The sequence below is a fragment of the Longimicrobium sp. genome, assembly GCF_036399255.1.
Lineage (GTDB): Bacteria > Gemmatimonadota > Gemmatimonadetes > Longimicrobiales > Longimicrobiaceae > Longimicrobium.
Map to the genome: position 1 here is coordinate 44,874 of NZ_DASWNM010000139.1, position 21,618 is coordinate 66,491.

General features: G+C 71.6%; 15 protein-coding genes and 3 tRNA genes. 13 read left to right on the plus strand and 5 right to left on the minus strand.

What is annotated here, in order from left to right; genetic code table 11:
• Nucleotides 1-17: 17 nt before the first annotated feature.
• Nucleotides 18-1,127, minus strand: coding sequence for a 23S rRNA (adenine(2503)-C(2))-methyltransferase RlmN (gene rlmN / locus VGC13_RS25905; protein ID WP_331128219.1), 1,110 nt, complete (start codon nucleotides 1,125-1,127; stop codon nucleotides 18-20).
• A 175-nt stretch (nucleotides 1,128-1,302) separates the two neighbouring features.
• Here rlmN and VGC13_RS25910 point away from each other — a divergent pair, with 175 nt between their 5' ends.
• The 8 genes from VGC13_RS25910 (at nucleotide 1,303) to recN (ending at nucleotide 11,874) form a co-directional block, all read left to right on the plus strand.
• Nucleotides 1,303-1,761, plus strand: a complete 459-nt coding sequence (locus tag VGC13_RS25910) for a PTS sugar transporter subunit IIA (protein ID WP_331128220.1) — start codon at nucleotides 1,303-1,305, stop codon at nucleotides 1,759-1,761.
• Nucleotides 1,758-2,150 carry a VanZ family protein gene (locus VGC13_RS25915; protein WP_331128221.1) on the plus strand — a complete coding sequence of 131 codons (393 nt, stop codon included), beginning with the start codon at nucleotides 1,758-1,760 and terminating at the stop codon, nucleotides 2,148-2,150. Before VGC13_RS25910 ends, VGC13_RS25915 begins: the two co-directional genes overlap by 4 nt.
• Complete coding sequence (aspS, locus tag VGC13_RS25920; protein WP_331128222.1) at nucleotides 2,147-4,024, plus strand: aspartate--tRNA ligase; 1,878 nt, start codon at nucleotides 2,147-2,149, stop codon at nucleotides 4,022-4,024. The genes VGC13_RS25915 and aspS overlap by 4 nt, the downstream gene beginning before the upstream one ends.
• Before the next feature lie 354 nt (nucleotides 4,025-4,378).
• Complete coding sequence (locus VGC13_RS25925; protein ID WP_331128223.1) at nucleotides 4,379-5,368, plus strand: PhoH family protein; 990 nt, start codon at nucleotides 4,379-4,381, stop codon at nucleotides 5,366-5,368.
• On the plus strand, nucleotides 5,365-7,689 hold the full coding sequence (locus VGC13_RS25930) for an HDIG domain-containing metalloprotein (protein ID WP_331128224.1): 2,325 nt from the start codon (nucleotides 5,365-5,367) through the stop codon (nucleotides 7,687-7,689). Before VGC13_RS25925 ends, VGC13_RS25930 begins: the two co-directional genes overlap by 4 nt.
• Nucleotides 7,682-8,134 (plus strand): rRNA maturation RNase YbeY, encoded by a 453-nt coding sequence (gene ybeY / locus VGC13_RS25935; RefSeq protein WP_331128225.1) that lies wholly within the window; start codon nucleotides 7,682-7,684, stop codon nucleotides 8,132-8,134. Before VGC13_RS25930 ends, ybeY begins: the two co-directional genes overlap by 8 nt.
• A 46-nt stretch (nucleotides 8,135-8,180) precedes the next feature.
• Entirely contained in the window at nucleotides 8,181-9,554 is a 1,374-nt protein-coding gene (gene mgtE, locus VGC13_RS25940; protein ID WP_331128226.1) for a magnesium transporter, read from the plus strand.
• A gap of 643 nt (nucleotides 9,555-10,197) precedes the next feature.
• Complete coding sequence (gene recN / locus VGC13_RS25945) at nucleotides 10,198-11,874, plus strand: DNA repair protein RecN (RefSeq protein ID WP_331128227.1); 1,677 nt, start codon at nucleotides 10,198-10,200, stop codon at nucleotides 11,872-11,874.
• A gap of 77 nt (nucleotides 11,875-11,951) precedes the next feature.
• Here the strand turns inward: recN and VGC13_RS25950 are convergent, their stop codons facing one another.
• A complete protein-coding gene (locus VGC13_RS25950) occupies nucleotides 11,952-13,580 on the minus strand; it encodes a hypothetical protein (protein ID WP_331128228.1) in 1,629 nt (542 codons plus the stop codon).
• A 187-nt stretch (nucleotides 13,581-13,767) separates the two neighbouring features.
• Here VGC13_RS25950 and VGC13_RS25955 point away from each other — a divergent pair.
• From VGC13_RS25955 to VGC13_RS25965, 3 genes are all read left to right on the plus strand, one after another.
• Nucleotides 13,768-13,838, plus strand: a tRNA-Cys gene (locus tag VGC13_RS25955).
• Nucleotides 13,839-13,927: 89 nt separating this feature from the next.
• A tRNA-Glu gene (locus VGC13_RS25960) sits at nucleotides 13,928-14,000 on the plus strand.
• 97 nt (nucleotides 14,001-14,097) lie between these two features.
• A tRNA-Val gene (locus VGC13_RS25965) sits at nucleotides 14,098-14,172 on the plus strand.
• 247 nt (nucleotides 14,173-14,419) lie between these two features.
• Here VGC13_RS25965 and VGC13_RS25970 read toward each other — a convergent pair.
• A complete protein-coding gene (locus tag VGC13_RS25970) occupies nucleotides 14,420-16,168 on the minus strand; it encodes a hypothetical protein (RefSeq protein ID WP_331128229.1) in 1,749 nt (582 codons plus the stop codon).
• A 274-nt stretch (nucleotides 16,169-16,442) separates the two neighbouring features.
• Here VGC13_RS25970 and VGC13_RS25975 point away from each other — a divergent pair, with 274 nt between their 5' ends.
• Nucleotides 16,443-17,225, plus strand: a complete 783-nt coding sequence (locus VGC13_RS25975; protein ID WP_331128230.1) for a L,D-transpeptidase — start codon at nucleotides 16,443-16,445, stop codon at nucleotides 17,223-17,225.
• A 450-nt stretch (nucleotides 17,226-17,675) separates the two neighbouring features.
• Here VGC13_RS25975 and VGC13_RS25980 read toward each other — a convergent pair whose 3' ends face one another.
• Nucleotides 17,676-19,118 (minus strand): flavin monoamine oxidase family protein, encoded by a 1,443-nt coding sequence (locus tag VGC13_RS25980; RefSeq protein WP_331128231.1) that lies wholly within the window; start codon nucleotides 19,116-19,118, stop codon nucleotides 17,676-17,678.
• A gap of 338 nt (nucleotides 19,119-19,456) precedes the next feature.
• Complete coding sequence (locus tag VGC13_RS25985; protein ID WP_331128232.1) at nucleotides 19,457-20,530, minus strand: restriction endonuclease; 1,074 nt, start codon at nucleotides 20,528-20,530, stop codon at nucleotides 19,457-19,459.
• Nucleotides 20,531-20,672: 142 nt separating this feature from the next.
• On the opposite strand from VGC13_RS25985, the gene VGC13_RS25990 reads away from it, so the two are divergent.
• Nucleotides 20,673-21,533, plus strand: a complete 861-nt coding sequence (locus tag VGC13_RS25990) for a nucleotidyltransferase domain-containing protein (protein ID WP_331128233.1) — start codon at nucleotides 20,673-20,675, stop codon at nucleotides 21,531-21,533.
• The last annotated feature ends 85 nt before the right edge of the window (nucleotides 21,534-21,618 follow it).

Sequence of the window (21,618 nt, forward strand, 5' to 3'; positions counted from 1 at the left end):
GCCGCCGTCCGGTCCGGCTAGATGGAGCCCATCTGCACGGGTTTGCGGCCCTGCGTGACCTCGGCGCGCAGCTGGCCGCAGGCGGCGGCGATGTCGCGGCCGCGCGACTCGCGCACGGCGGCGGTGACCCCCTGCCGCTGCAGGCGCTCCACGAACCAGTCCAGGCGCGCGCGCTTGCTGGGCGCCCAGTCGGTGCCCGGGATGGGGTTGAAGGGGATCAGGTTCACGAAGGCCGTGAACTCCTTCACCACCCGGCCCAGCTCGTCGGCCAGCTCGGGAAGGTCGGTGACGCCGTCGATCATCACGTACTCGAAGGTGATCCGCTTGCCCCCCGCCGCGTCGAACCGGCGCAGCGACTCCAGCAGCTCGGGGAGCGGATACTTCTTCTCCAGCGGGATGAGCCGCTGCCGCAGCTCGTGGTTGGGCGCGTGCAGCGAGACGGCCAGGCGGTACTGCTCCGGCATCTCGGCCAGCCGGACGATCCCCGGCACCACGCCCACCGTGGAGATGGTGATGCGGCGCGCGCCGAACTTGTAGCCGCGGTTCAGGATGGAGAGGGTGGGGAAGAGCGCCCTGGGGTTCATCAGCGGCTCGCCCATCCCCATGAACACGATGTTGGTGACGTCGTCGTAGCCGTTTTCCTGCGCCCACCGGCGCGCGCCGCGGAACTGCGCCACGATCTCGCCGGCCGACAGCTGGCGTCGGTAGCCGGCCCAGCCGGTGGCGCAAAAGGTGCACGCCATGGCGCACCCCGCCTGCGACGAGATGCAGAGCGTCAGCCGGGTGGGGGTGGGGATGAGGACGGACTCGATCAGCTCGCCGTCGTCCAGGCGCCAGAGGTGCTTGGCGGTGCCGTCGACCGAGCGCGAGACCTTGGCGGGCTCCGGCGCGGTAAAGCGGAACGCTTCGGCCAGCGCGGCGCGCTCGGCCTGGGGAAGGTCCGTCATCTCGGCGAAGGAAAAGGCGCCGCGCTCGTACAGCCAGCGCACCACCTGCCCGGCGCGGTACGCCGGCTGCCCGCGCTGGGCGAAGTGCGCGCGGATGGCGGCGTCGGCTTCCTCGGGAAGCAGGCCCACCAGGTCGGGGCGGGCGTCGTCGGGCGTAAGCTGCTGCGGTGTGGCGATCATTCCGTGGTGCCCTGAAAGCGGCTGCGTGGAGACGGCAATCCTCTTGATTCACCGCGCCCGGCCAAGGGTTCCCCCGCGCTTGCTGCGCCCGAGGTGCGGACGTTAGTTTGCAAGGTCCACACCCCGGCCACGCCACGGCGTGGCCTGAAGATTTTATCGCCACCGAGGTTGTGAAGTGCTGCTGAGCGAGCTGCTCACCCCCGAGCGCGTGCGCGTGCCCCTGCGGGGCGCTTCCAAGGAGGCGCTGCTGGAGGAGCTGGTGGGCGTGCTGCGCGAATCCGGCGCCGTGGACGACGCCGACGCGGTCCTGGGCGCGGTGCGAAAGCGCGAACAGGTGCTGAGCACGGGCGTGGGAAGCGGCGTGGGCATTCCCCACGGCAAGACCGAGAGCGTTCCCGCGCTGGCCATGGCCGCGGGCGTCACCGGCGGGCCGGTGGAGTTCGAGTCGCTGGACGGGCAGCCCGTGCGCCTGCTCTTTCTGCTGGTGGGGCCCGAGTCGGCGGCGGGGGACCACGTCAAGGCGCTCAGCCGCATCTCGCGCCTGGCGCGCCGCGACGACTTTCGCGAGCGGCTGATGGCCGCGGCCACGCCCGACGAGTTCATGGCGCTGCTGGCCGAAGCGGAAGCGGCGTGAGCCGGCGCCTGCGGGCGTGGCTGCCCCCCGTGGCGTGGGCGGCGGTCATCTTCAGCCTTTCGTCGCGGCCGCGGCTGCCCACGGTGGACGTGCCGTCGTTCGACAAGGTGGCGCACTTTGGCGCGTACGCCCTGCTGGGGTGGCTGCTGGTGCGCGCCGCGGAGCGCACTCCGCTGCCGCTGTGGGTGGGCGCGGTGCTGGGCGTGGCGTACGGCGCCACCGACGAGATTCACCAGCGCTTCGTGCCCGGCCGCTCGCCGGACGTGCTGGACTGGTTTGCCGACGCGGCGGGGGTGCTCGCCGCCACCTTCATCTACACGCGCCTGCGCGCCCGCCGCGCCCCGACCGCGGGCGAGGCCGGGGGCAGGGCGCCGCTCCTTCGCGCATGACCGACTCTTTCGCTACCGCCTACCGCACCCGCCCCGCGGGCGCCCTTCGCGCCGCCGACGCAGGCAACGCCGTTTCCGTGGCCGGCTGGGTGCACCGCCGGCGCGACCTGGGCGCCATCGTGTTCCTGGACCTGCGCGACCGCGAGGGGATCGTGCAGGTGTCGTTCGATCCCTCGTGGACCCCCGCGGAGACCCTGGCCGAGGCGCGGCGGCTGGGGCCCGAGGACGTGGTGCGGGTGGACGGGACGGTGTTCCCGCGCATCCAGGGGCAGCTGAACGAGCAGCTGGCCACGGGCGAGGTGGAGGTGCGCGGGACGGGGCTGGAGGTGCTGAGCCGGTCGGAGCCGCTTCCCATCCAGGTGGACTACGCGGCCGGCGAGGAGCTGCCCGGCGAGGACCTGCGGCTGCGCTACCGCTACCTGGACCTGCGCCGGCCGGCGCTGCTGCGCAACTTCGTCATCCGCCACCGGGCGGCGCAGTCGGCGCGGGCGTACCTCTCGGACGCCGGGTTCCTTGAGGTGGAGACGCCGCTGCTGACCAAGCCCACGCCCGAGGGCGCGCGCGACTTCCTGGTCCCCAGCCGCGTGCACCCGGGCGAGTTCTACGCGCTGCCGCAGTCGCCGCAGATCTACAAGCAGCTGCTGATGGTGAGCGGGTTCGACCGCTACTTCCAGATCGCCAAGTGCCTGCGCGACGAGGACTCGCGCGCCGACCGCCAGCCCGAGTTCACGCAGATCGACGCCGAGATGGCGTTCTGCGACGAGGAGGACGTGTTCCGGGTGGGCGAGGGGCTGATGGCGGCCATCTTCCGCGACGTGTCGGGGGTGGAGCTGGAGACGCCGTTCCCCAGCATCACCTATGCGGAGGCGATGGCGCGCTACGGCAGCGACAAGCCGGACCTGCGCATCAGCCTGGAGATCGTGGACGTGACCGAGGTGCTGCGGCGCGCGGACTTCCGCATCTTCCAGGGCGTGGGCGAGACGGGGCAGCGCATTCGCGGCCTGCGGATTCCCGGCGGGGCGCGCCTGTCGCGCCGGGAGCTGGACGAGCTGCAGGACGTGGCCAGGCGCGGCGGGGCGGCGGGCGCGCTGTGGGTGAAGCGCGGCGACGACGGCGCGCTGAGCGGCCAGTTCGCCAAGGGGCTGGACGAGGGGCTGGCGAACGCGTTCTACGAGGCGACGGGCGTGGCGGCGGGCGACCTGTTCGTGGCCGTCGTGGGCCACTTTCGCGGGTCGGAGGCGCCGGCGGAGGGCGGACGCGAGGTGGACGGCGCCCTGGACGAGCTGCGGCGGCACCTGGCCCGCAAGCTGGAGCTGGTCGACACGGCGAAGCACGCGTGGCTGTGGGTGACGGAGTTTCCCGTCTTCGACTGGGACGCGGACTACGGGCGGCTGGTGTACGCGCACAACCCGTTCAGCATGCCCAAGGACGAGGCGGTGCAGGCCATCCTGGAGGCCACCCGCGACGGCACGCCGTCGGGCGAGGACGCGCGGCGGCTGTACGGGATGGGGCTGCGCTCGCGGGCGTACGACGCGGTGTACAACGGCGCCGAGATGGCCAGCGGGTCGCTGCGCATCCACGTGCCCGACATCCAGCGGGCGGTGTTCACCGCGCTGGGGATCAGCGCGGAGGAGGCGCAGGCCAAGTTCGGGTTCCTGCTCGAGGCGTACCGCTACGGCGCGCCGCCGCACGCGGGCTTCGCCTTCGGCTTCGACCGGCTGGTGATGATGCTGACCGGGACCAACAACCTGCGCGACGTGGTGGCCTTTCCCAAGACGACCTCCGCCCGCGCGCTGTTCGAGGAGGCGCCGACGGCGATTCCCGACGAGCAGCTGCGCGACGTGCACGTGCAGGTGCGCCCCCGCGGGGCGTGACGCGCACGCCGCGGCACGGTCGGTGTAACAGGAAGAGGGGCGAGGGAATCCCTCGCCCCTCGGGCGTTGGTGAGCGGGTGAGGGCGCCCGCCGTCGCGTGAGGGATGCGCGCCCGCAGGGGCGAGACACCGGCGCGCCGTGCACGAGCGTGGAGGGAACGGCCGAAACCCTGGCGCGCCGGGGGCTCGACGCCGTTGGCAACAGTCGTATCGTTGCCTACGGCGCGCGCAGCCCGGCCCGGAGCGCAGCGGAGGGACACGCCCAAACCGCCCTTCGTAGTTGCCGTCGCCGTGCCGTTCGAGAGCCGAAGATCGAGACGCAGGAAGATAGATACCAGAGGACGATCGGGAATCGATGCCAGACAACAATACGGCCATCCAGCACCGCATTCCGGCCGACGGGGCCGACCCGCTGGCGCTGGGCGGGGTGAACGACGCCAACCTGCTGGAGCTGGGCCGGCTGGCGGGGCTGCGGGTCATGCTGCGCGACGACCACCTGCTCCTTTCGGGCGAGCTGAAGGACGTGGAGCGCGCGGTGCCGGTGGCGCAGCACATGGTGCAGATGGCGCGCAACGGCGTGCCCTTTGGCACCGACGACGTGGCGCGCTACCTGGACGCGTCCGTCAGCGAGAACGGGGTGCGCCGCCTGGCCGAGGCGGGTGCCGTGGCGGTGCCCGGGCCGCGCAAGACGGTGCGGCCCAAGAGCGAGGGGCAGGCGGGGTACCTGGCCGCCATCGAGGAGAACGACGTGGTCGTCGGGATCGGTCCCGCCGGTACGGGAAAGACGTACCTGGCGGTGGCGATGGCCGTGGATGCGCTGTTCAAGAAGCGGGTCAAGCGCATCATCCTGGCCCGTCCGGCGGTGGAAGCCGGTGAGAACCTGGGCTTTCTGCCCGGCGACCTGCAGGAGAAGATCGACCCGTACCTGCGGCCGCTGTACGACGCGCTGGAGGACATGATTCCGCCGGACCGACTGCGGCGGGCCATGGAGAGCCGGGCCATCGAGATCGCGCCGCTGGCGTACATGCGCGGGCGCACGCTGGCGGACGCGTTCGTGATCCTGGACGAGGCGCAGAACGCCACCCGCGCGCAGATGAAGATGTTCCTGACGCGCATGGGGCTGAACAGCAAGGCGGTCATCACGGGCGACAAGACGCAGATCGACCTGCCGCGCCGCGAGGACTCGGGCCTGGTCGAAGTCGAGCAGGTTCTGAAGGGGATCGAGGGGATCGCCTTCGTCTACCTGTCGGGGCAGGACGTGGTGCGGCACCGGCTGGTGAAGGACATCATCCGCGCGTACGACGCGGCCCGCGGGGACGGGGCGGAGGACGCGCCCGGGCAATGAAGAACGGCGAGCGCGCCTTTCCCGAGCGCCGCTCGGTGCCGCGCGAGCCGGCGGAGCCGCAGCGCCCCACCGGCGCGGCGGCGTGGCTGCACCACGGCCTGCGGGCCGCGGTGCTGCTCGGCGTGTCCATCGCCGTCTACCTGTTCTTTCCCGGCGCGCAGACCTCGGACGTGCCGGTGCTGGAGCAGGGGGTGGTGGCGCGCGAGGAGGTGATCGCGCAGGTGGCGTTCACGGTGCCCAAGACGCCCGAGGAGCTGCGCCGCGAGCAGGAGGAGGCGGCGCGGGGCGTTCCGCCCGTCTACGACTACCGCCCGGCGGCGGGCGACAGCGTGGTGGGCGGGCTGCGGCAGTTCTTCGCGGCGGTGGAGGAGGGGCTGCGCACGGCGGCGCCGGGGCAGGAGCCCCTGGCCATTCGCCGCGCGCTGGACGCGGCGCGGGTGCCCACCACGCTGGGCGCGGTGGAGGTGCTGGCGGACGGCGGGCGGCGCTTTGCGCTGCGGGCGGCGGCGGAGCTGGCGGTGCGCGAGCACTTTCCGCGCGGGGTGGCGGCGGCGTCGCCGGAGCGCGAGGGAGTGTCGGCCGTGCGGGTGCGCGGGCTGCCGGGGGGCGAGCGGCTGCTGCCGGCGGACTCGGTGTTCACGGCCGACCAGTTCTACGGCGTGGCGCAGCAGCGGCTGCCGCCGGACGCGGGGGTGGACGCGGCGGAGCTGCAGCGCCTTCTCCTGGTCCGCTACTTTCGCCCCAGCCTGGCGCAGGACGAGCGGCAGACGGTGGCGGCGCGGGCGCGGGCCGCGGCGGCGGTGGACTCGGTCAAGGAGCGTATCCTGTCCGGCCAGCGCATCGTGGGCGCGCGCGAGCAGGTGACCGCGCGCGAGGTGGAGCGGCTGCGGGCGTACCAGCAGGCGCTGCAGGGACGGCGGGTAGAGGGGCAGGGGGCCGGCGGCTGGCTGCGCGTGCTGGGCGCCATCCTGTTCAACGCGCTGCTGCTGATGATCGTGGGTGCGCTGCTGAAGGTGGTGCGCTCGCGCATCTACGACGACCTCCGGGCGGTGCTCTTCCTGGCGATGCTCGTCGTCGCCGTGGCGGGGATCGCGTCGCCGATCGCGCGCTTCAACCTGCCGCCGGAGCTCATCCCCATCCCCTTTGCGGTGCTGATGGCGGCGGTGCTGTGGGGCGGACGGCTGGCGCTGGTGTTCGCCATGGTCCTCGCCCTTCTCCTGGGCGGGCAGCAGCCGTTCATCGGGCTGACGGTGCCCTTCGAGGCGGCGGTGGCGGGCGCGGCGGCGGCGTTCGGGCTGCGGCTGGCGCAGCGCCGGCTGCAGGCGTGGGCGCTGATCGCGGTGATCGCCCTGGCGTACGCGGGGGCGGTGCTGGCCGTGGGGCTGCTGCGGGCGCGGGGGATGGACGAGATCGCGCGGTCGATGCTGTGGGGCGCGGTCAACGGCACGGCGTCCACCCTGCTGGCCATCGGCTTTCTGCCGCTGGCGGAGTGGTTCACGCGGGTGACCACCAACCAGACGCTGATGGAGCTGGCGGACCCCAAGCACCCGCTGCTGCAGCGCCTGTCGATGGAGGCGCCGGGGACGTACGCGCACACCATCAGCGTGGCCAACCTGGCCGAGGCGGTGTGCAACGCCATCGGCGCCAACGCGCTGCTGGCGCGGGTGGGCGTGTACTACCACGACATCGGCAAGATCACCAAGCCGCTGTACTTCATCGAGAACCAGCCGCGCGGCCGCAATCCCCACGACAAGCTGAAGCCGGCGATGAGCGCGGCGGTGGTGCGCAGCCACGTGGTGGAGGGGCTGCGGCTGGCGACGGAGTACCGGCTGCCGGGGGCGATCAAGGACTTCATCGCGCAGCACCACGGCACGCAGTCCATCTCGTTCTTCCTGGACCAGGCGCGGGCGGCGGACCCCGGCGCGCGGCTGAACCCGGCCGACTTCGCGTACGGCGGACCCCGGCCGCAGACCAGGGAGGTGGCGGTGGTGATGATCGCCGACTCGGTCGAGAGCGCCGCGCGGGTGCTGCAGGACCCGTCGCCGCCGCGCATCCGCGAGCTGGTGGGACGCATCGTGGACGCCAAGATCGCGGCGGGGCAGCTGGACGAGAGCCCGCTGACGCTGCGCGAGATCCACGTGGCCAAGGAAGCGCTCGCCAAGGTGCTGAGCGGGATGTATCATCAGCGCCTCGACTACCCGGCCCCGGCGGGGAACGGCGGGGGAGCGGCGAACGGCCCCGAGCCCGCCCCCGCCCCCGCCCCCGCGCCCGCGGAGCCGGTGGCGGCGGCGCCCGCGCAGCAGGGGGTGGGGAATGGATGAGGTGGAGGTGGAGGTCAGCGTAGGCGGCGGGGTGACGCCGCCCATCGACCCAGAGCGGGTCGAGGCCGCCGTGCGCCACGTGCTGCGGGCGGAGGGGGTGGACGCGGCGGAGATCTCCGTCGCGCTGGTCTCGGACGACGAGATCGCGGCGCTGAACCGCGAGTACCTGTCGCACGAGGGGCCCACGGACGTCATCAGCTTTCACCTGCACGACCGCGGCGAGCCGCCGCTGGGCGACGTGTACGTGGGGGTGCAGCAGGCGGCGCGGCAGGCGGCGGGCTATGGCGCGTCGGTGGCCGACGAGGTGCTGCGGCTGGCGGTGCACGGCACCCTCCACGTGCTGGGCCACGAGCACCCCGAGGGCGACGACCGCGCCGCGTCGCCCATGTTCGCGCGCCAGGAGGCGCTGCTGAAGGAGTTCCTGTCCGGCGGTGAGGGCACTTGACCCCGCGCCGCCCCGTCCCGCCGATCCACACTCCACGCCCCGCATGATGGCTGTCGCCGCGAACGACGACGACCTGACCGCCAGCGAGCGCCTGCGCGAGATCCTGGACGCGGGCGACGACGCGGCGCTGCGCGGGTTCCTGGACGAGATCTCGCACGGGTCGGACCTGGCGGACCTGCTGGAGGAGCTCGACGAGGACGACCGCGTGCGCCTGCTGGGCGTGCTGGCGCCGGAGGACCCGGCGCTGGCGGCCGAGGCGCTGGCCGAGATGGAGCCCGAGGAGCACCCGGAAGACTCGCTCGCGGCGCTGCATCCGGACCAGATCGCCGCCGTGGTGGCCGAGCTGTCGGACGACGACGCGGCCGACATGATCGGCGAGATGGAGCCGGCCGACCGCGACCGGGTGCTGGCGGCGCTTTCGCACGAAGACGCGGGCGACATCCGCGACCTGATGCGCTACGACGAGGAGTCGGCCGGCGGCATCATGACCACCGAGCTGGTGGTGGTGCCGGTGGACGCCACGGCGGCGCAGGCCATCGACGAGGTGCGGCGGCAGGCGCAGGAGGTGGAGAACTTTCACGGGGTGGTGTTCGTGGTGGACGGCGACGGCGTGCTGCTGGGCACGGTCTCCCTCCAGTCGCTGGTGACGGCCGACCCGGGCGCCCACGTGCGCGAGCTCACCAGCGATCCCGAGGCGGCGGTGCTCCCCGAAACCGACCAGGAGGAGGTGGGCCGCGTCCTTTCGCGCTACAACCTTTCCATCGTGCCGGTGGTGGACGCGGTGGGGCGGCTGCTGGGCGGCGTGACCTTCGACGACGTGATCGACGTCATCGAGGCCGAGACCACGGAAGACATCCTCAAGTTCGGCGGCGTGTCGGGCGAGGAGGAACTGCGCGGCGGATGGCTGGACGCGGTGAAGTCGCGGCTTCCCTGGCTGCTGGTGAACCTGTGCACGGCGGGCGCGGGCGCCACGGTGGTGCTGCTCTTCGAGCCCACCATCGACCGGCTTACCTACCTGGCGGTGCTGATGCCGGTGGTGGCGGGGCTGGGCGGAAACAGCGGCACGCAGGCGCTGGCCGTGACCATCCGCCGCCTGTCGCTCTCGCGCGAGACCACGGGACAGCGGTGGAGCGTGGTGGGCAAGGAGTTCCTGGTGGGGCTGGGGAACGGGCTGGTGATCGGGCTGATCGTCTCCACCATCGCGGCGCTGGTGGAGGGGGAGCCGCGGGTGGGGTTCGTGGTGATGCTGGCCATGTGGATGAACCTGACGGTGGGGAGCTTTGCCGGCGCGTTCGTGCCCATCGTGCTGGAGAGGCTGAAGGTGGACCCCGCCGTGGCGTCGTCCATCTTCGTCACCGCGTTCACCGACATGTGCGGGTTCTTCCTGCTGCTGGGGCTGGCGACGCGGTTCCTGCTGTAGAGGCGGATGGTGGATGGTGGATGGTGGATGGTGGATGGTGGATGGATGGGCGGTGGTGGATCGCCGAAGGGTATCGAACTGGCGCCCGACAGGGCCCCCTCTCCCCCGGCCCCTCTCCCCCGCGGAGCGGGAGAAAGGGGAGAATTCGATCCCGCTTCGGCAGGGCCACACGGCTGATCAATCACGCAACACCCGTCCGCGAAGGCGGACATCGCGTTTTCCCAGACGCGAATTCATTCGCCCGGCGGCTGCGCGAGGCTTCAACCGCTGATCGGATCGCGCAACACCCGTCCGCGAAGGCGGACATCGCGTTTTCCCAGCCGCGAATTCATTCGCCCGGCGGCCGGGCGTGAGGTGCACGCCTCTCGCCGTCTCGACTGAGCGGAGCGAATGATGCCCGTTGCGATTCTAATCCGGTAACGTGCCGTCCGCCCGCTGAGCGAATGAATTCGCCGCTGGAAAATCGCAAAGTCCGCCTTCGCGGACTCGGCGGCCCGGCCACGTGCGGCGTTCCACGCACCTGAGCGTCCGCAACGGCGCGTGATTCTACCGCACGGGTCGAATCGGCCTTCCCGATGTGCCTTCGTCCGCATGTCTGCGGCGCGGCCCTTGAACGCTGTCCATCTTCGGTGTATCTTCGTTCATGCTATCCGAGCTGCGGATCCGCAACTTCGCGCTGATCGACCGGCTCACCGTGCGGCTGGGGCCGGGGCTCAACGTCCTGACCGGCGAGACGGGCGCGGGCAAGTCGATCATCGTGGGCGCGCTCTCTCTGCTGCTGGGCGAGCGCGCGTCCGCCGACGTGGTGCGCGCGGGCGAGGACCGCGCGTCGGTGGAGGGCGTGTTCGACGTGGCCGGGCGCGACGACGTGGCGCGCATCCTGGACGAGCGCGGCATCGACGCCGACGACGACGGGCTGCTGGTGCTGAAGCGCGAGGTGGCCGTGGAAGGCCGCAACCGCGCCTGGATCAACGGATCGCCCACCACGGCGGCGGTGCTGGGCGAGCTGGGGCGCGCGCTGGTTGACCTGCACGGCCAGCACGAGCACCAGACGCTCCTCAAGCGCGACGAGCAGCGCGCGATCCTGGACGCGTACGCCGCCAACGCGCCGCTGCTGTCGCGCGTCCGCGAGGCGCACGGGACGGCGGCGGGGCTGCGGCGCGAGATCGCCGGGCTGGACGCGCGCCGGCGCGAGGCGGCGCAGCGGGCGGACTTTCTGCGCTTTCAGGCGGAGGAGATCGAGGCAGCGTCGCTGCGCTCCGGTGAGGAAGAGGCGCTGGAGGACGAGGCGCGGCGCCTGAGCCACAGCGAAGAGCTGCAGTCCATCTCGGGCGGGCTGGCCGACGCGGTGAGCGGGTCCGAGCGCGCGCTGCTGCACGAGGTGGGCGCGCTGCGCCGGCAGATTGACCAGCTGGTGCGCATCGACCCGGCGCAGGGCGACGTGCGCGAGCTGTACGAGACCGCGTACTATAGCCTGCAGGAGCTGGGGGAGCGGATGGAGCGCTACGCCGCCGGCATCGAGCACGACCCGCGGCGCCTGGACGAGATCCGCCGCCGGCAGGACCTGCTCTTTCGCCTGAAGACCAAGTACGGCGCCACGGTGGACGAGGTGCTGGAGGTGGGCCGCCGCGCCCGCGCCGAGCTGGACCTGGTCGACAACGCCGAGTGGGAGCTGGAGGGGCTGCGAAAGAAGCTCGCGGCGGCCGAGGCGGAGCTGGGGGCCGCCGCGGCAAAGCTGACCACCGCGCGCACCGCGGCCATGAAGCGGCTGTCGGGCGAGGTGTGCGCCGTGCTGCCGGAGCTGGGGATGAGCGGCGGCGCGGTGTTCCGGGCCGAGCGGGTTCCGCTGGACGCGCCGGGCGCGTTCGGGGCCGAGGAGGTGGAGTTCCGCGTCTCGCTGAACCGCGGGTTCGAGCCCAAGCCGCTGTCGTACGTGGCCTCGGGCGGCGAGATGAGCCGCATCATGCTGGCCCTCAAGACCATCCTGGCGCGGCTGGATTCCATCCCCACGCTGGTGTTCGACGAGGTGGACGCGGGGATCGGGGGGCGGGTGGCGCTGCAGGTGGGCGACAAGATGCGCGACGTGGCGGGGACGCACCAGGTGTTCGCCATCACCCACCTGCCGCAGATCGCCAGCCGGGCGCACGTGCACCTGCTGGTGCGCAAGGGCGAGCGCGACGGCCGCACCACCACCGACGTGCTGCCGCTGGAGGCGGACAACCGCATCCACGAGATCGCCCGGATGCTGGGCGGCGACCCGGAGAGCGCGGTGTCGCTGGAGCACGCGCGCGAGCTGCTGGAGCGCGGCGTCGGCGTATAAAGAACTTGGCCTCACACAGAGTCAGCAGAGGTAAAACTCTGTTGGCTCTGCTGACTCTGTGTGAGGCCTTCTCTTTTTCAGCGCCTGGTTCGCGGCGGTGTGCCTGCCGCCGGCGGGGACGCGGGCGGCGTGGCGGGAGGAGCCTGCTCCGGCGCGGGCGTCTCGGTCGGCGGGGCGGTGTCGGGACGCACCTGCGACGGCACGGTGTCCAGCGGCGCGTCCGGCGGCGGGATCACGCTGTCCGCGCCGGCGCCGGGAAGGAGGCGGCGGAAGCGGCGCGGGTCCACGAACAGGCGGCCGGTCAGGCGCACGGTGAACGCGTCCGGCGCCTGCTGCGTCCCCACCACGGCCTGCGAGACGGAGAGCGCCAGCTCGAACGGCACCCGCGCCCGGCCGCGAGCAAACGCCTGCAGCGACGAGTAGCGCCCGCCGACGCCCAGCGCGTGCGCGGCCCCGCCCGTCTGCCAGTCGAACGGGCTCGCCAGCACGCCCTCCGCGCCCTCGTAGCGGGTGCGCCCCTGCGCCAGCAGCGCGTACTCGCCGCTGAACGAGATCTCGTCGGTCAGCCGCCAGCGCGGAGTGACCGACAGCGCCACGCGCGGCCCGGGCGAGCGCCGCAGCGTGCGCAGGGCGGTGTCCGCGGGAAAGGGGCGGTCGGCCGCGTACGCCTGGCGCACCACGTCTGCCGGGAGCAGCCAGTCGCCGCTGGCGGAAACGTTCACGTACCAGCGGCGGGAGAGGAACACGTCGTTCAGCACGTCCACGCCCACCCCGAAGTGCCCGCCGCCCGGCGGCAGCTCCGTGGCCACGCGCGTGTCGCCGGGGCCGGTGGGAAAGCGCGCCCGCACGCCTACCGAGGTCCGCAGCGAGCGGCGGACGACGCTGTCGGGGAACGGCCACCCGGCGGGGCCGCGGATCAGCAGGTAGCGCGCGCCCAGCTGCACGTCGCCCAGGTGGTAGGGGCGGCGGGTGGAGTTCAGCCCCAGCGCCGCGGCCTCTTCGGCCGACAGCAGCGCGGCGAGCGCCGGCCGCGCCAGCAGGTCCGCGAAGCTCACGGCGCGCGTGGGCAGCCGCAGCGAGTCGGCCCCCTCGATGGCCCGGATGCGGCTCTGCAGCTCGATCCCCGCCGCCGAGCCCTCGGTGGGCAGCAGCAGGGACCCGCCCAGGTCGCCGAAGCTGGAGTCCACCCCCGCCAAGGCGGCGCGGTTGGCGATGGTGTCGGGGTTCAGCCCCAGCGTGCCGCCCGCCAGGTACGGGCCCAGCACCACCGTTCCGCTGCGCTCCAGCGGCACCGTGGCGAACACCGTCAGCCGGTCGGTGAGCCCGTAGCGCACGGTGAACGGCACGCTGCGCACGTCGCCCGCAAAGCGGACGGAGGCGCGGCCGGCGCTCACCGAGTCCGGCACCCCGCCCTGGGGATCGGGATCGGTGGTGTTGGCGAACAGGTCCGCCAGCCCGGCGCGCACCGGGGCCACGCGGCCGGCCAGCAGCCGGTCGGCGATGGACTGGTAGGGGGCAAACAGCTCGGCGCCCAGCGGCGCGCCGTTCAGCTGCGCGTCCCAGCCGGTGTACGCGCCGGTCGCGCTCACTTCCAGCAGGCCGCGGGGCAGCACCCACGCCTCGGCCTCCTGCGCGGCGGCGCGCGTGGGGGCGGCCGCGCAGAGCAGGGCCAGCGGGGCCCGTGCGGCCCAGGACGACAGCTTCATCCGCCGTGGAATTCGGGAGATCGGGATCGTGCGCAAACGGCCTCTCAGGCGGGTGACGCTAGCGCGTGCGGGGGGCGATGTCAAACCGCGCGGGAGTGGACAAATGCCTGACCGGGGTTGACGTGATGGGACGGAACCGATACATTCGCCGGGCGTTTGCGGGTCCTTTGCGGCCTGCGCGCGGCCCGGCGCCGTAGCCAAGTGGTAAGGCAGAGGACTGCAAATCCTCCACCCCCGGTTCGAATCCGGGCGGCGCCTCTCGGAGCATCGCCCAGCGGGTTCGTTTTGCCCGCGGGGTTGACGGAAGACCGCACCGGCGGTAGTTTGTAAGGCTTGTTGCCGGATACGCCCCGTTCGTCTAGTGGCCTAGGACATAGCCCTCTCAAGGCTAAAACACGGGTTCGATTCCCGTACGGGGTACTGTTTGTTTGAGAGATCTGGAGGGCAAAGGGTCAGGTCCCCGCAGGAAGCAGCCCACTCTCCGGCGCGGGCGCGGATACCCTCCGGCCCGCGATACGGTCGCTTAGCTCAGCTGGTCCAGAGCGCTCGCTTCACACGCGAGAGGTCATAGGTTCAAATCCTATAGCGACCACTTCCATCGGAAATGCCCCGCCGCGCTCCTTCGCGGCGGGGCTTCTTCGTGCCTGTGCCCGGCGGGTTCATCCGTCATCCCGATTCCACAAAGATCGGTGTCATACCGAAACCGGGAAAACAACACCTTCATGGGTACAGAGGAACAGAGTCAGACAGAGGACGAAGATGATATTTCAGCTCGCTTTCTCTGTCTGACTCTGTTCCTCTGTACGATCATCCTTTTTCAGGATCTGGTCTCGCGCAGATCATGGCGCGGGCGGCTGCGCCATCACCGGCGCGGGTGCGTTGCAGTACGCGAAGCCGATGGTGGCGGTCTCGTTGCCGGGGCGGCCGCGCACGTTGAGGATCCGCTCCGCGTCGGGGTGAATGGCCATCAGCGTCGCGCGGCCCGGCCCGGCGCCCTGGACCACGCAGAACGCGTGCGGCCGCTGCATCAGCACCGGCGCCAGGTACATCATCGACATGTTGTCCAGGTAGTCCACCATTACGAACCGCGCGCCCGCCTGCCGCGCGGCGGCGATCAGGGTGTCCGGATCGGGGCTGAAGGGGTAGGGACGCGAGGGGCGCCCGGCCTGCGCCCAGAACAGCGTGGGCTTGCGCGCCAGCACCGCCGCGTCCGGCGGCAGGCGGCTTCCCACGGCGGCGGCAAGGTTCAGGTAGTCCTGCCACGGCTCGGGAAGGCACGGATACGGATTCTGCGGCCCGTACGCCTGCCGGCACTCGACGGACAGGTTGAACTCGTAGACGGTCCTGGGGATCCCCGCCGCCACCAGCACGCCCGCCAGCCCCGCGCCCAGCAGCGCCGGCTGGCCGATGCGCCGCCCGGCCAGCCGCACCACCTCGGCCGCGCACACCAGCAGCATGGGCAGGGCGGGGAGCAGAAAGCGCTCCGCCGACCACTCCGCCGGCCAGATCAGCACCAGCCCCACGTACAGCGGCAGCCACAGCTCGGGAACCCCGGCGCGGCGCAGGCGCATCCCCCATCCCGCCGCCGCGAGCACCGCCACCGCCACTCCGGCGGTCCACGCCGCCGCCGTCATCCGGCCGCCGATCAGCAGGTAGGGCAGGTGGTCGCCGGTGTACTCCACCAGGTTGCGGCCGATGCGCTCGATCATCCCCCCCAGGCCCACGGTGCCCAGCGCGGGCTGGTAGGGATCCACGTGCCACAGGTGCCCCACGTATCCCCCGCCGCCCACCATCGTTCCGCGCAGCCACCAGCCCAGCGCGTAGGGGCCCACGATGGCGCCGAACAGCGCCAGCCCCCGCCAGCGCCGCCGCCACGCCAGCCACCCCGCCCCCGCGGCGACCAGCGGGACGCCCGCCGAGCGCGTGGCGTACGCCAGCAGCACCCCCGCCGAGGCGACCGCCAGCGTCTGCAGCACCCTTCGTCCCTGCCGCGCCGCCCCGTCCGCCTCGTGCGCGTCCGCGGGCGCCGCCTCGGCCGCGCGGCCGAACCCCCACAGCGCGAGCATGGTGAAGCACCAGAAGGGGACGTCCGAAAGCTCCCAGTGCGACAGGTCCACCACGCCCGGGCCCACCGCCAGCAGCGCCGCGACCCCCAGCGCCACGCCCGGCGTGGAGGCCCGGCGCGCCCACAGGTACGAGAGGGCGACGGCCGCGGCCGAGAACAGGGCCGAGATGACCTTGAAGCCCACCCACGGCTTGATGCCGGCGCTCATCGCCCCCGCGAGCAGAAGCGGCCACGCCGGCGGGTACTGCGTGTGGGGCCGCATGGCGGGGTCCCACAGCTCCTGGTAGGTGCCGCGCTCCAGCAGCGAGCGCGCCAGGGCCAGGTACGCGGCGTTGTCGCCGCCGCTGTTGGGCGTGGGGTCCAGCGTGGCCAGCGACAGCACCAGGTGCAGCAGCGCCAGCCCGGCGGCCACGTGCCAGGCACGGACGCGCTCCGTCCACCGCCTTGCCGGCGCGGAGGGCGGCGGCGCGGGACGGGCGGCGCGGGGCTGCGGGGGGACCGCGTTGCGGGGGCGACGGCTCACGGAATCGAAGAAGGACGGGATGCTGGATGTACACGGGCGGAAGCGCCTGAGCGGCGGCCCGCAAGCTAGTGCCGGCACCCTCCGCCGACAACGCGGACGATCGTCGCCGGCCGGGATCTTCCCGCCGCCGGCTTTCTTCGAGGGGCCGGCGGCTGTGCGGGACGCGATCCTTTGCTATCTTTGCGGAGCCGGACGCGGACCCCGCCGGCGGTCGCGCGGGTACGTCCGGCCGCATTGCTCCACTCACGCGGTCTTCCCTGAAGTGCACGTACGCATGAGACTGAAGTCCCTTGCCGCGGCCCTGGCGCTGACGCTGGCGCCGGTGTCCGCCGCGGCGGCGCAGCTGCGCATCGACATCAACATCCCCGCGAACCGGCTGCAGGTGCTGGACGGCGACAGCGTGCTCCGCACGTACCGCGTCAGCGTGGGAAAGCCGGGGCACGACACGCCGGACGGCGACTTCACCATCGGGCGCGCGGAATGGAACCCGTCGTGGCGCCCGCCCGAGGGGCGCGAGTGGGCGCGCGAGGCGCGGTTCACGCCACCGGGGCCCAACAACCCCATGGGGCGGGTAAAGCTGTTCTTCGCGCCGCTGTACTACATCCACGGCACGCCCGACACCACCAGCATCGGCCAGGCGGCGTCGCACGGGTGCGTGCGGATGCGCAACCGCGACGTCATCGAGCTGGCGCGCCTTCTTCACCGCCACGCGGAGCCCACGGTGGCGCCGGCGGAGATCGACGGCATCCTGCGCCGCTCGGGCACCACGCGCTGGTCCACCTTTCGCGCGCCGGTGCCGCTCACGCTGCGCTACGACCCCATCGTCATCGAGGACGGCGAGCTGAAGGTGTACCCCGACGTGTACGAGCGCAGCCGCGTCCACACCGAAGGCGTCATCCAGGCGCTGCTGGCGGAGGGGTACGAGGCCGGCTCCATCGACCGCCAGCAGATCCGCGCCGTCCTGCGCCGCGCGGCACAGGCGGAGGGCACCTACACCGTCAAGCTGGCCGACGCCTTTACCGGCCTGCGCCGCCGCGAGGACCTGGCGTCGCACTGACCACGGCTGGGTGGGATGAAAGACGAAGGGCGAGGCCGCGTGCCTCGCCCTTCGTCGTTCCTGGCTCCGAGTGTGTTTGAAATCAGCGTAGTCGCTTTGACTTCCTGAGGGAGGCGCCGCGCCGAACTCGCTTCTACGAAAGCAGCCTGGCGCCGACCGAAGGATCTGGCCGGCAGGACGAATGGGCTGGATCGAAACTCGGGGTCTGGCCCTGTCGTGTCCGAGAGCAGATCCTTCGGTCGCAACCGATTGTGTATCTTCCGGTTTCTTCGTGTGCGCTCCCTCAGGAAGTCAGGCGCTTGCGTAGGAACCCGGAAATTTGAACACGCTCTGAAAGAATGGGCCTCACACGGAGTCAACGGAGTCAGCGGAGGACGAGCTCCGCGGCGGCTGCGTGAAGCAGAGCAACCCTCTGCATAGGGACGGTTCGGGCGGATTGGCGGATCGGAATCAGGCCGCGGCATCCCGGCCGGCCGCCTCGTTGACCGCGCGGGCGGCGCGCAGGCCGGAGTGCAGCGCGCCTTCCATCCACCCCGGCCGCGCGGTGGTGTGGTCGCCGGCAAAGTGGATGCGGCCCTCCGGCTGTGCGGCGTGCGGCGCGAACCGCGTCAGTTGGCCGGGGCGGAACCAGGCGTACGCGCCGCGCGCCCACGGATCGTCGTCCCATGCCTTGCTGGCGCCCGCCTCGTAGTGGGCGGACGCGCCGGGAAAGATCGGCTCCAGGTGGCCGAGGACGAAGCGGATCCGCTCCTCCTCGTCCATCCGCGCCGCGGCGCGGGCGCGCGGACCGGCCATGTACGCCTCCAGGATCCCGCGCTCCCCCTCCTGTCCCTCCGTCGCCGGGTTCACCATCCCGATCGGCGTGTCGGTGGCGGCGAACCCGCTCCATCCCTCGTCTTCCCAGAACCTGCGGCGCATCTGCAGAAAGATGCGCGTCACCGAGGTCTGCGGCGTCTCGCGGATCATCCGCACCCGCTCGGGCGCGGGCGGCGGCGCCAGGTCCAACGCCGCAAGCAGGGGGAGCGGGATGGCGCAGACGGCGTAGTCCGCCTGCACCGTCCGCGGCGTGCCGCCGTCCATGCAGGCCACGCGGACCCCGCGCGCATCGTGCCGCACCTGCACCACCGGCGAGTCCAGGTGGATGCGCCCCGCGAGCCGGTCCGCGAATGCGCGCGGCAGGCGGTCCGAGCCGCCCCGCACCACGGCGGGCGCGGAGGGGCGCAGCAGCGCCAGCCCGCGCAGGTGCGCCAGCGCCGACACCGTGTCCACGCCGTCGCCCAGCAGGCTGGGGTCGCCCAGGCACAGCATCTCGATGGCCCCGGGCGACAGCCCCTGCTCCGCCAGCAGCTCCGCGAAGGTCAGCGTGTCGAAGCGTGCGATGGATGGCGGCGGCCACCCCGGCGCCTCCGGGTCCCCCGCCACGCGCACCTGGTGGATGAGCGGCTGCACCCGGCGCCCCCACATCGGGTAGACGCCGAGGGTGCGCTCTTCCTCGGAAAGCTCCAGCGGCGTCTGCGTCATCATCTCCGCCGACTTGCGCGCAAAGCGCCGCCCGCGCAGCACCATCAGCCCCGTCGCGCCGGGCGGCGACACCAGCGCCACCCCCAGCCGCCGCGCGTACCCGTGCGCCGTCTGGTGCTCCGGAAAGATGTGCAGCCCGCCCGCTTCGGCGTACAGCCCGTCCGCGAACGGCTCGCGCAGCGTGAGCACGCGCCCTCCCACCCGCCCGCCGGCCTCCAGCACCGTCACCTCGTGCCCCGCGCGGTCCAGCTCGTACGCCGCGCACAGCCCCGCCAGCCCCGCGCCGATCACCACCACGCGCCGCGGCGGCCCCGTGCGCGGGAGCGGCTCGTCGGCCGCGTCTGCCGGGAGAGACTGGATCGGCTCGCTCATGGAATCGGCACGGGAGATGAATCTGCGCGTGACTTCGCTCTGCCCCGCGATCATACTCAGCCGGTCCGCGGGCAGACAAGCACACGATCCAGTGGAGCCGGCACGAGAAAACTCCGCTGACTCCGTTGACTCCGTGTGAGGCCTTCCGTTTCCGGAGCTAGGCCTTCGCGCGGATGCGTCCCACCCGGAACGTGACTTGCCCCTGGCCAGCGCAACCACGGGATACGGGGGATGCGGCGGATGGGGGATGCACCGGGTGCGGCGGAGTGACGTTGGACGCGTGTACTGCAATCCTCGACAATCACCCGGTAGTGGTTCTGCAAGGTCCAGGAATGGCGTCAGGCTGATTCCAGCGCGAGCCTAAAGATTGAGTATTGGTGCCATCGCTCCAGCTTTTTGGCCTTGGCGGCAAACTCTTCAAGCACCGGAGCCTGTCCGTGGGCGATCCGTTTCAATGTTTGTTCTGCCACATCAAAAAACGGGGTGACGGTTGCTTGGCTCTCCTTAATTCTCCGGTGGAATGGCCAGCCATCATGCAGCACGGTCTTGCAGATCGGCACGATTGCGTCTCGCTGCTCTGCCTCTCCCGCAATTATGATCAACATCCGGCAGAAGAATGGATCATTGGTGGTCAGAATCGCTTCACCAAGTCCTGCGAGACTGCCACGTTCTACTTGAAGGAGCGCGCGGAGGTAGCGCCAGACCTCGGGATCGAACGAGATCAAGGATTCTAGAACCCGATAGTTCCCGGTCTTGAACTGATTTAGGATGAAGCTCGCCAACATCGCTGGCTCTTGGTGGCGGTCGTCAAACCGGAGCCGGCCGGATTCTTCATCCAGGATCATTGCCGGCCCAGGAAGACTTCCCTGCTGCTCGGAAAAGAACGAAAGACCAAGACTGGAGAGGAAATGGATTCGCGCCTCGACCTGCTTTCGGTGTACCTGTGCAAAGCTGCGTGGCAGGTACCGCTCCAGAATGCCCCGAAGTCTGACGTCTTCGTGCAGTTGCGAACGGATTCGGCCCTCGTCGATCACTATGCACGGCATCCGTGCCCGCAGAACATCCAGGCTTCGGCCCAAGCTCGCGGATGGAACGGTTGAGTAGAATGCGATGAACCCGTCGGCACCGTGTCTCTGAACGCGGCCCGCAGGATCGACTTCATCCTCCACCCCCACCGCGCGCCCAGAGTGGGCATAATGCTTTACGCTCACCAACCAGTGTTTCGAGTGTTCCCAGAAGGCGCCGCGCCAATCCTCCCGGACGAGGAGATCCTTGCCGTCATCCGCTCCCCGATCTGGGCCGCTGATACACTTGAAACCGATCGCCTCCAAGAACTCGCGAGCGAACAATTCGAACTGCTCCTGAGATTTTTCTCCACCGCGGGCGCTTGCGATCTCAGTCAGATCAATCATGCAAATGCTCCTTAAGCAGCGAGATCATACAATCCAACTTTGTGACGTGCAGGGCAGGTGCACCAGAGTCACGTTCAAGTAGCGGGGGAACATCCCTTGCCCACGGGATCAGGAGAGATCAATTACGACAGGGATGCGGCGGATGGAGGATGCACCGGGTGCGGCGGAAACGCGCGGCGGAGTGACGGTGGACGCGTGCCTGGACGCGCGCGAGCAGGCCGCGGCGATGGAGATCGTGCGCCAGGTGCGGCTGCGCGTCGCGGGCCGGCTGGAGTGCGCGCTGCTCTTTGGCAGCAAGGCGCGGCGGCAGGCGCGGCCGGACAGCGACGTCGACGTGCTGCTGGTCTTTCGCCGCCTGACGCCGGACCGCGAGCCCCAAGCCTCGCACGCGGAGACGATCGCGGACGAAGTGGCGCGGCGGACGGGGGTGCCGGTCGGCGTGTGGTCGGTGTCGCGGCAGGACCTGGAGCCCGGCCGCCGCACGCCCATGCTGGTGGACGCGCTGGACGACGCCGTCCCCCTGTGGCCCGACGTGGATCCGCCGCGCGCCGTCTTTGCCCCCGCGGACGCGGCGTTCTGCGCGGCGCGGCTCGTCGACCGGGTGGACGAGGGAGGCGCGGAGGTGGCCCGCGCCCTGGCCGCCGGGGACGAGGGGTGGATGCGCCGCCTGCGCGACGACGTGGTGCGGCTGTGCACCGCCGCGCTCCTGCTGGCCGGTGAGACCCGCCCGCGCCGCGGGGACGCCGTCCGCCGCTTCATCGAGCGCCATCCGCGCTGGCCGCTTTCCGCGGACGAGCGTGCGACCCTGGCGTGGGCGGCGCGGTCGTATCCCCCGGGGCACCTGGAGCTGGACGACGGCCATCCCGTCCCCCCTCTGCCCGCGTCCGTGGATGCCGCGCTGGACCTGGTGGACCGGATGCGGGCGCTGGTGATCTTCCGAACGCGGCGGGCGGAGCGGGCGGGAACCTTCGTTCGCGGTGAGGGTTGGGAAGGGGATGGATGAGGATCGCCGGGTGCCGCCCCGGGCGCGGGACTTGCTGTTCCGCAACCCTGGCCGGAGCCCCGGCCACCGAGGTGAATTTCAGCAG

Excerpts from the sequence above, each read along its gene's own strand:
- rlmN (WP_331128219.1), bottom strand. The coding sequence starts at position 1,127 with ATGATCGCCACACCGCAGCAGCTTACGCCCGACGACGCCCGCCCCGAC.
- aspS (WP_331128222.1), top strand. The coding sequence starts at position 2,147 with ATGACCGACTCTTTCGCTACCGCCTACCGCACCCGCCCCGCGGGCGCC.
- VGC13_RS25925 (WP_331128223.1), top strand. The coding sequence starts at position 4,379 with ATGCCAGACAACAATACGGCCATCCAGCACCGCATTCCGGCCGACGGG.
- VGC13_RS25930 (WP_331128224.1), top strand. The coding sequence starts at position 5,365 with ATGAAGAACGGCGAGCGCGCCTTTCCCGAGCGCCGCTCGGTGCCGCGC.
- ybeY (WP_331128225.1), top strand. The coding sequence starts at position 7,682 with ATGGATGAGGTGGAGGTGGAGGTCAGCGTAGGCGGCGGGGTGACGCCG.
- mgtE (WP_331128226.1), top strand. The coding sequence starts at position 8,181 with ATGGCTGTCGCCGCGAACGACGACGACCTGACCGCCAGCGAGCGCCTG.
- recN (WP_331128227.1), top strand. The coding sequence starts at position 10,198 with ATGCTATCCGAGCTGCGGATCCGCAACTTCGCGCTGATCGACCGGCTC.
- VGC13_RS25950 (WP_331128228.1), bottom strand. The coding sequence starts at position 13,580 with ATGAAGCTGTCGTCCTGGGCCGCACGGGCCCCGCTGGCCCTGCTCTGC.
- VGC13_RS25975 (WP_331128230.1), top strand. The coding sequence starts at position 16,443 with ATGAGACTGAAGTCCCTTGCCGCGGCCCTGGCGCTGACGCTGGCGCCG.
- VGC13_RS25980 (WP_331128231.1), bottom strand. The coding sequence starts at position 19,118 with ATGAGCGAGCCGATCCAGTCTCTCCCGGCAGACGCGGCCGACGAGCCG.
- VGC13_RS25985 (WP_331128232.1), bottom strand. The coding sequence starts at position 20,530 with ATGATTGATCTGACTGAGATCGCAAGCGCCCGCGGTGGAGAAAAATCT.
- VGC13_RS25990 (WP_331128233.1), top strand. The coding sequence starts at position 20,673 with ATGGAGGATGCACCGGGTGCGGCGGAAACGCGCGGCGGAGTGACGGTG.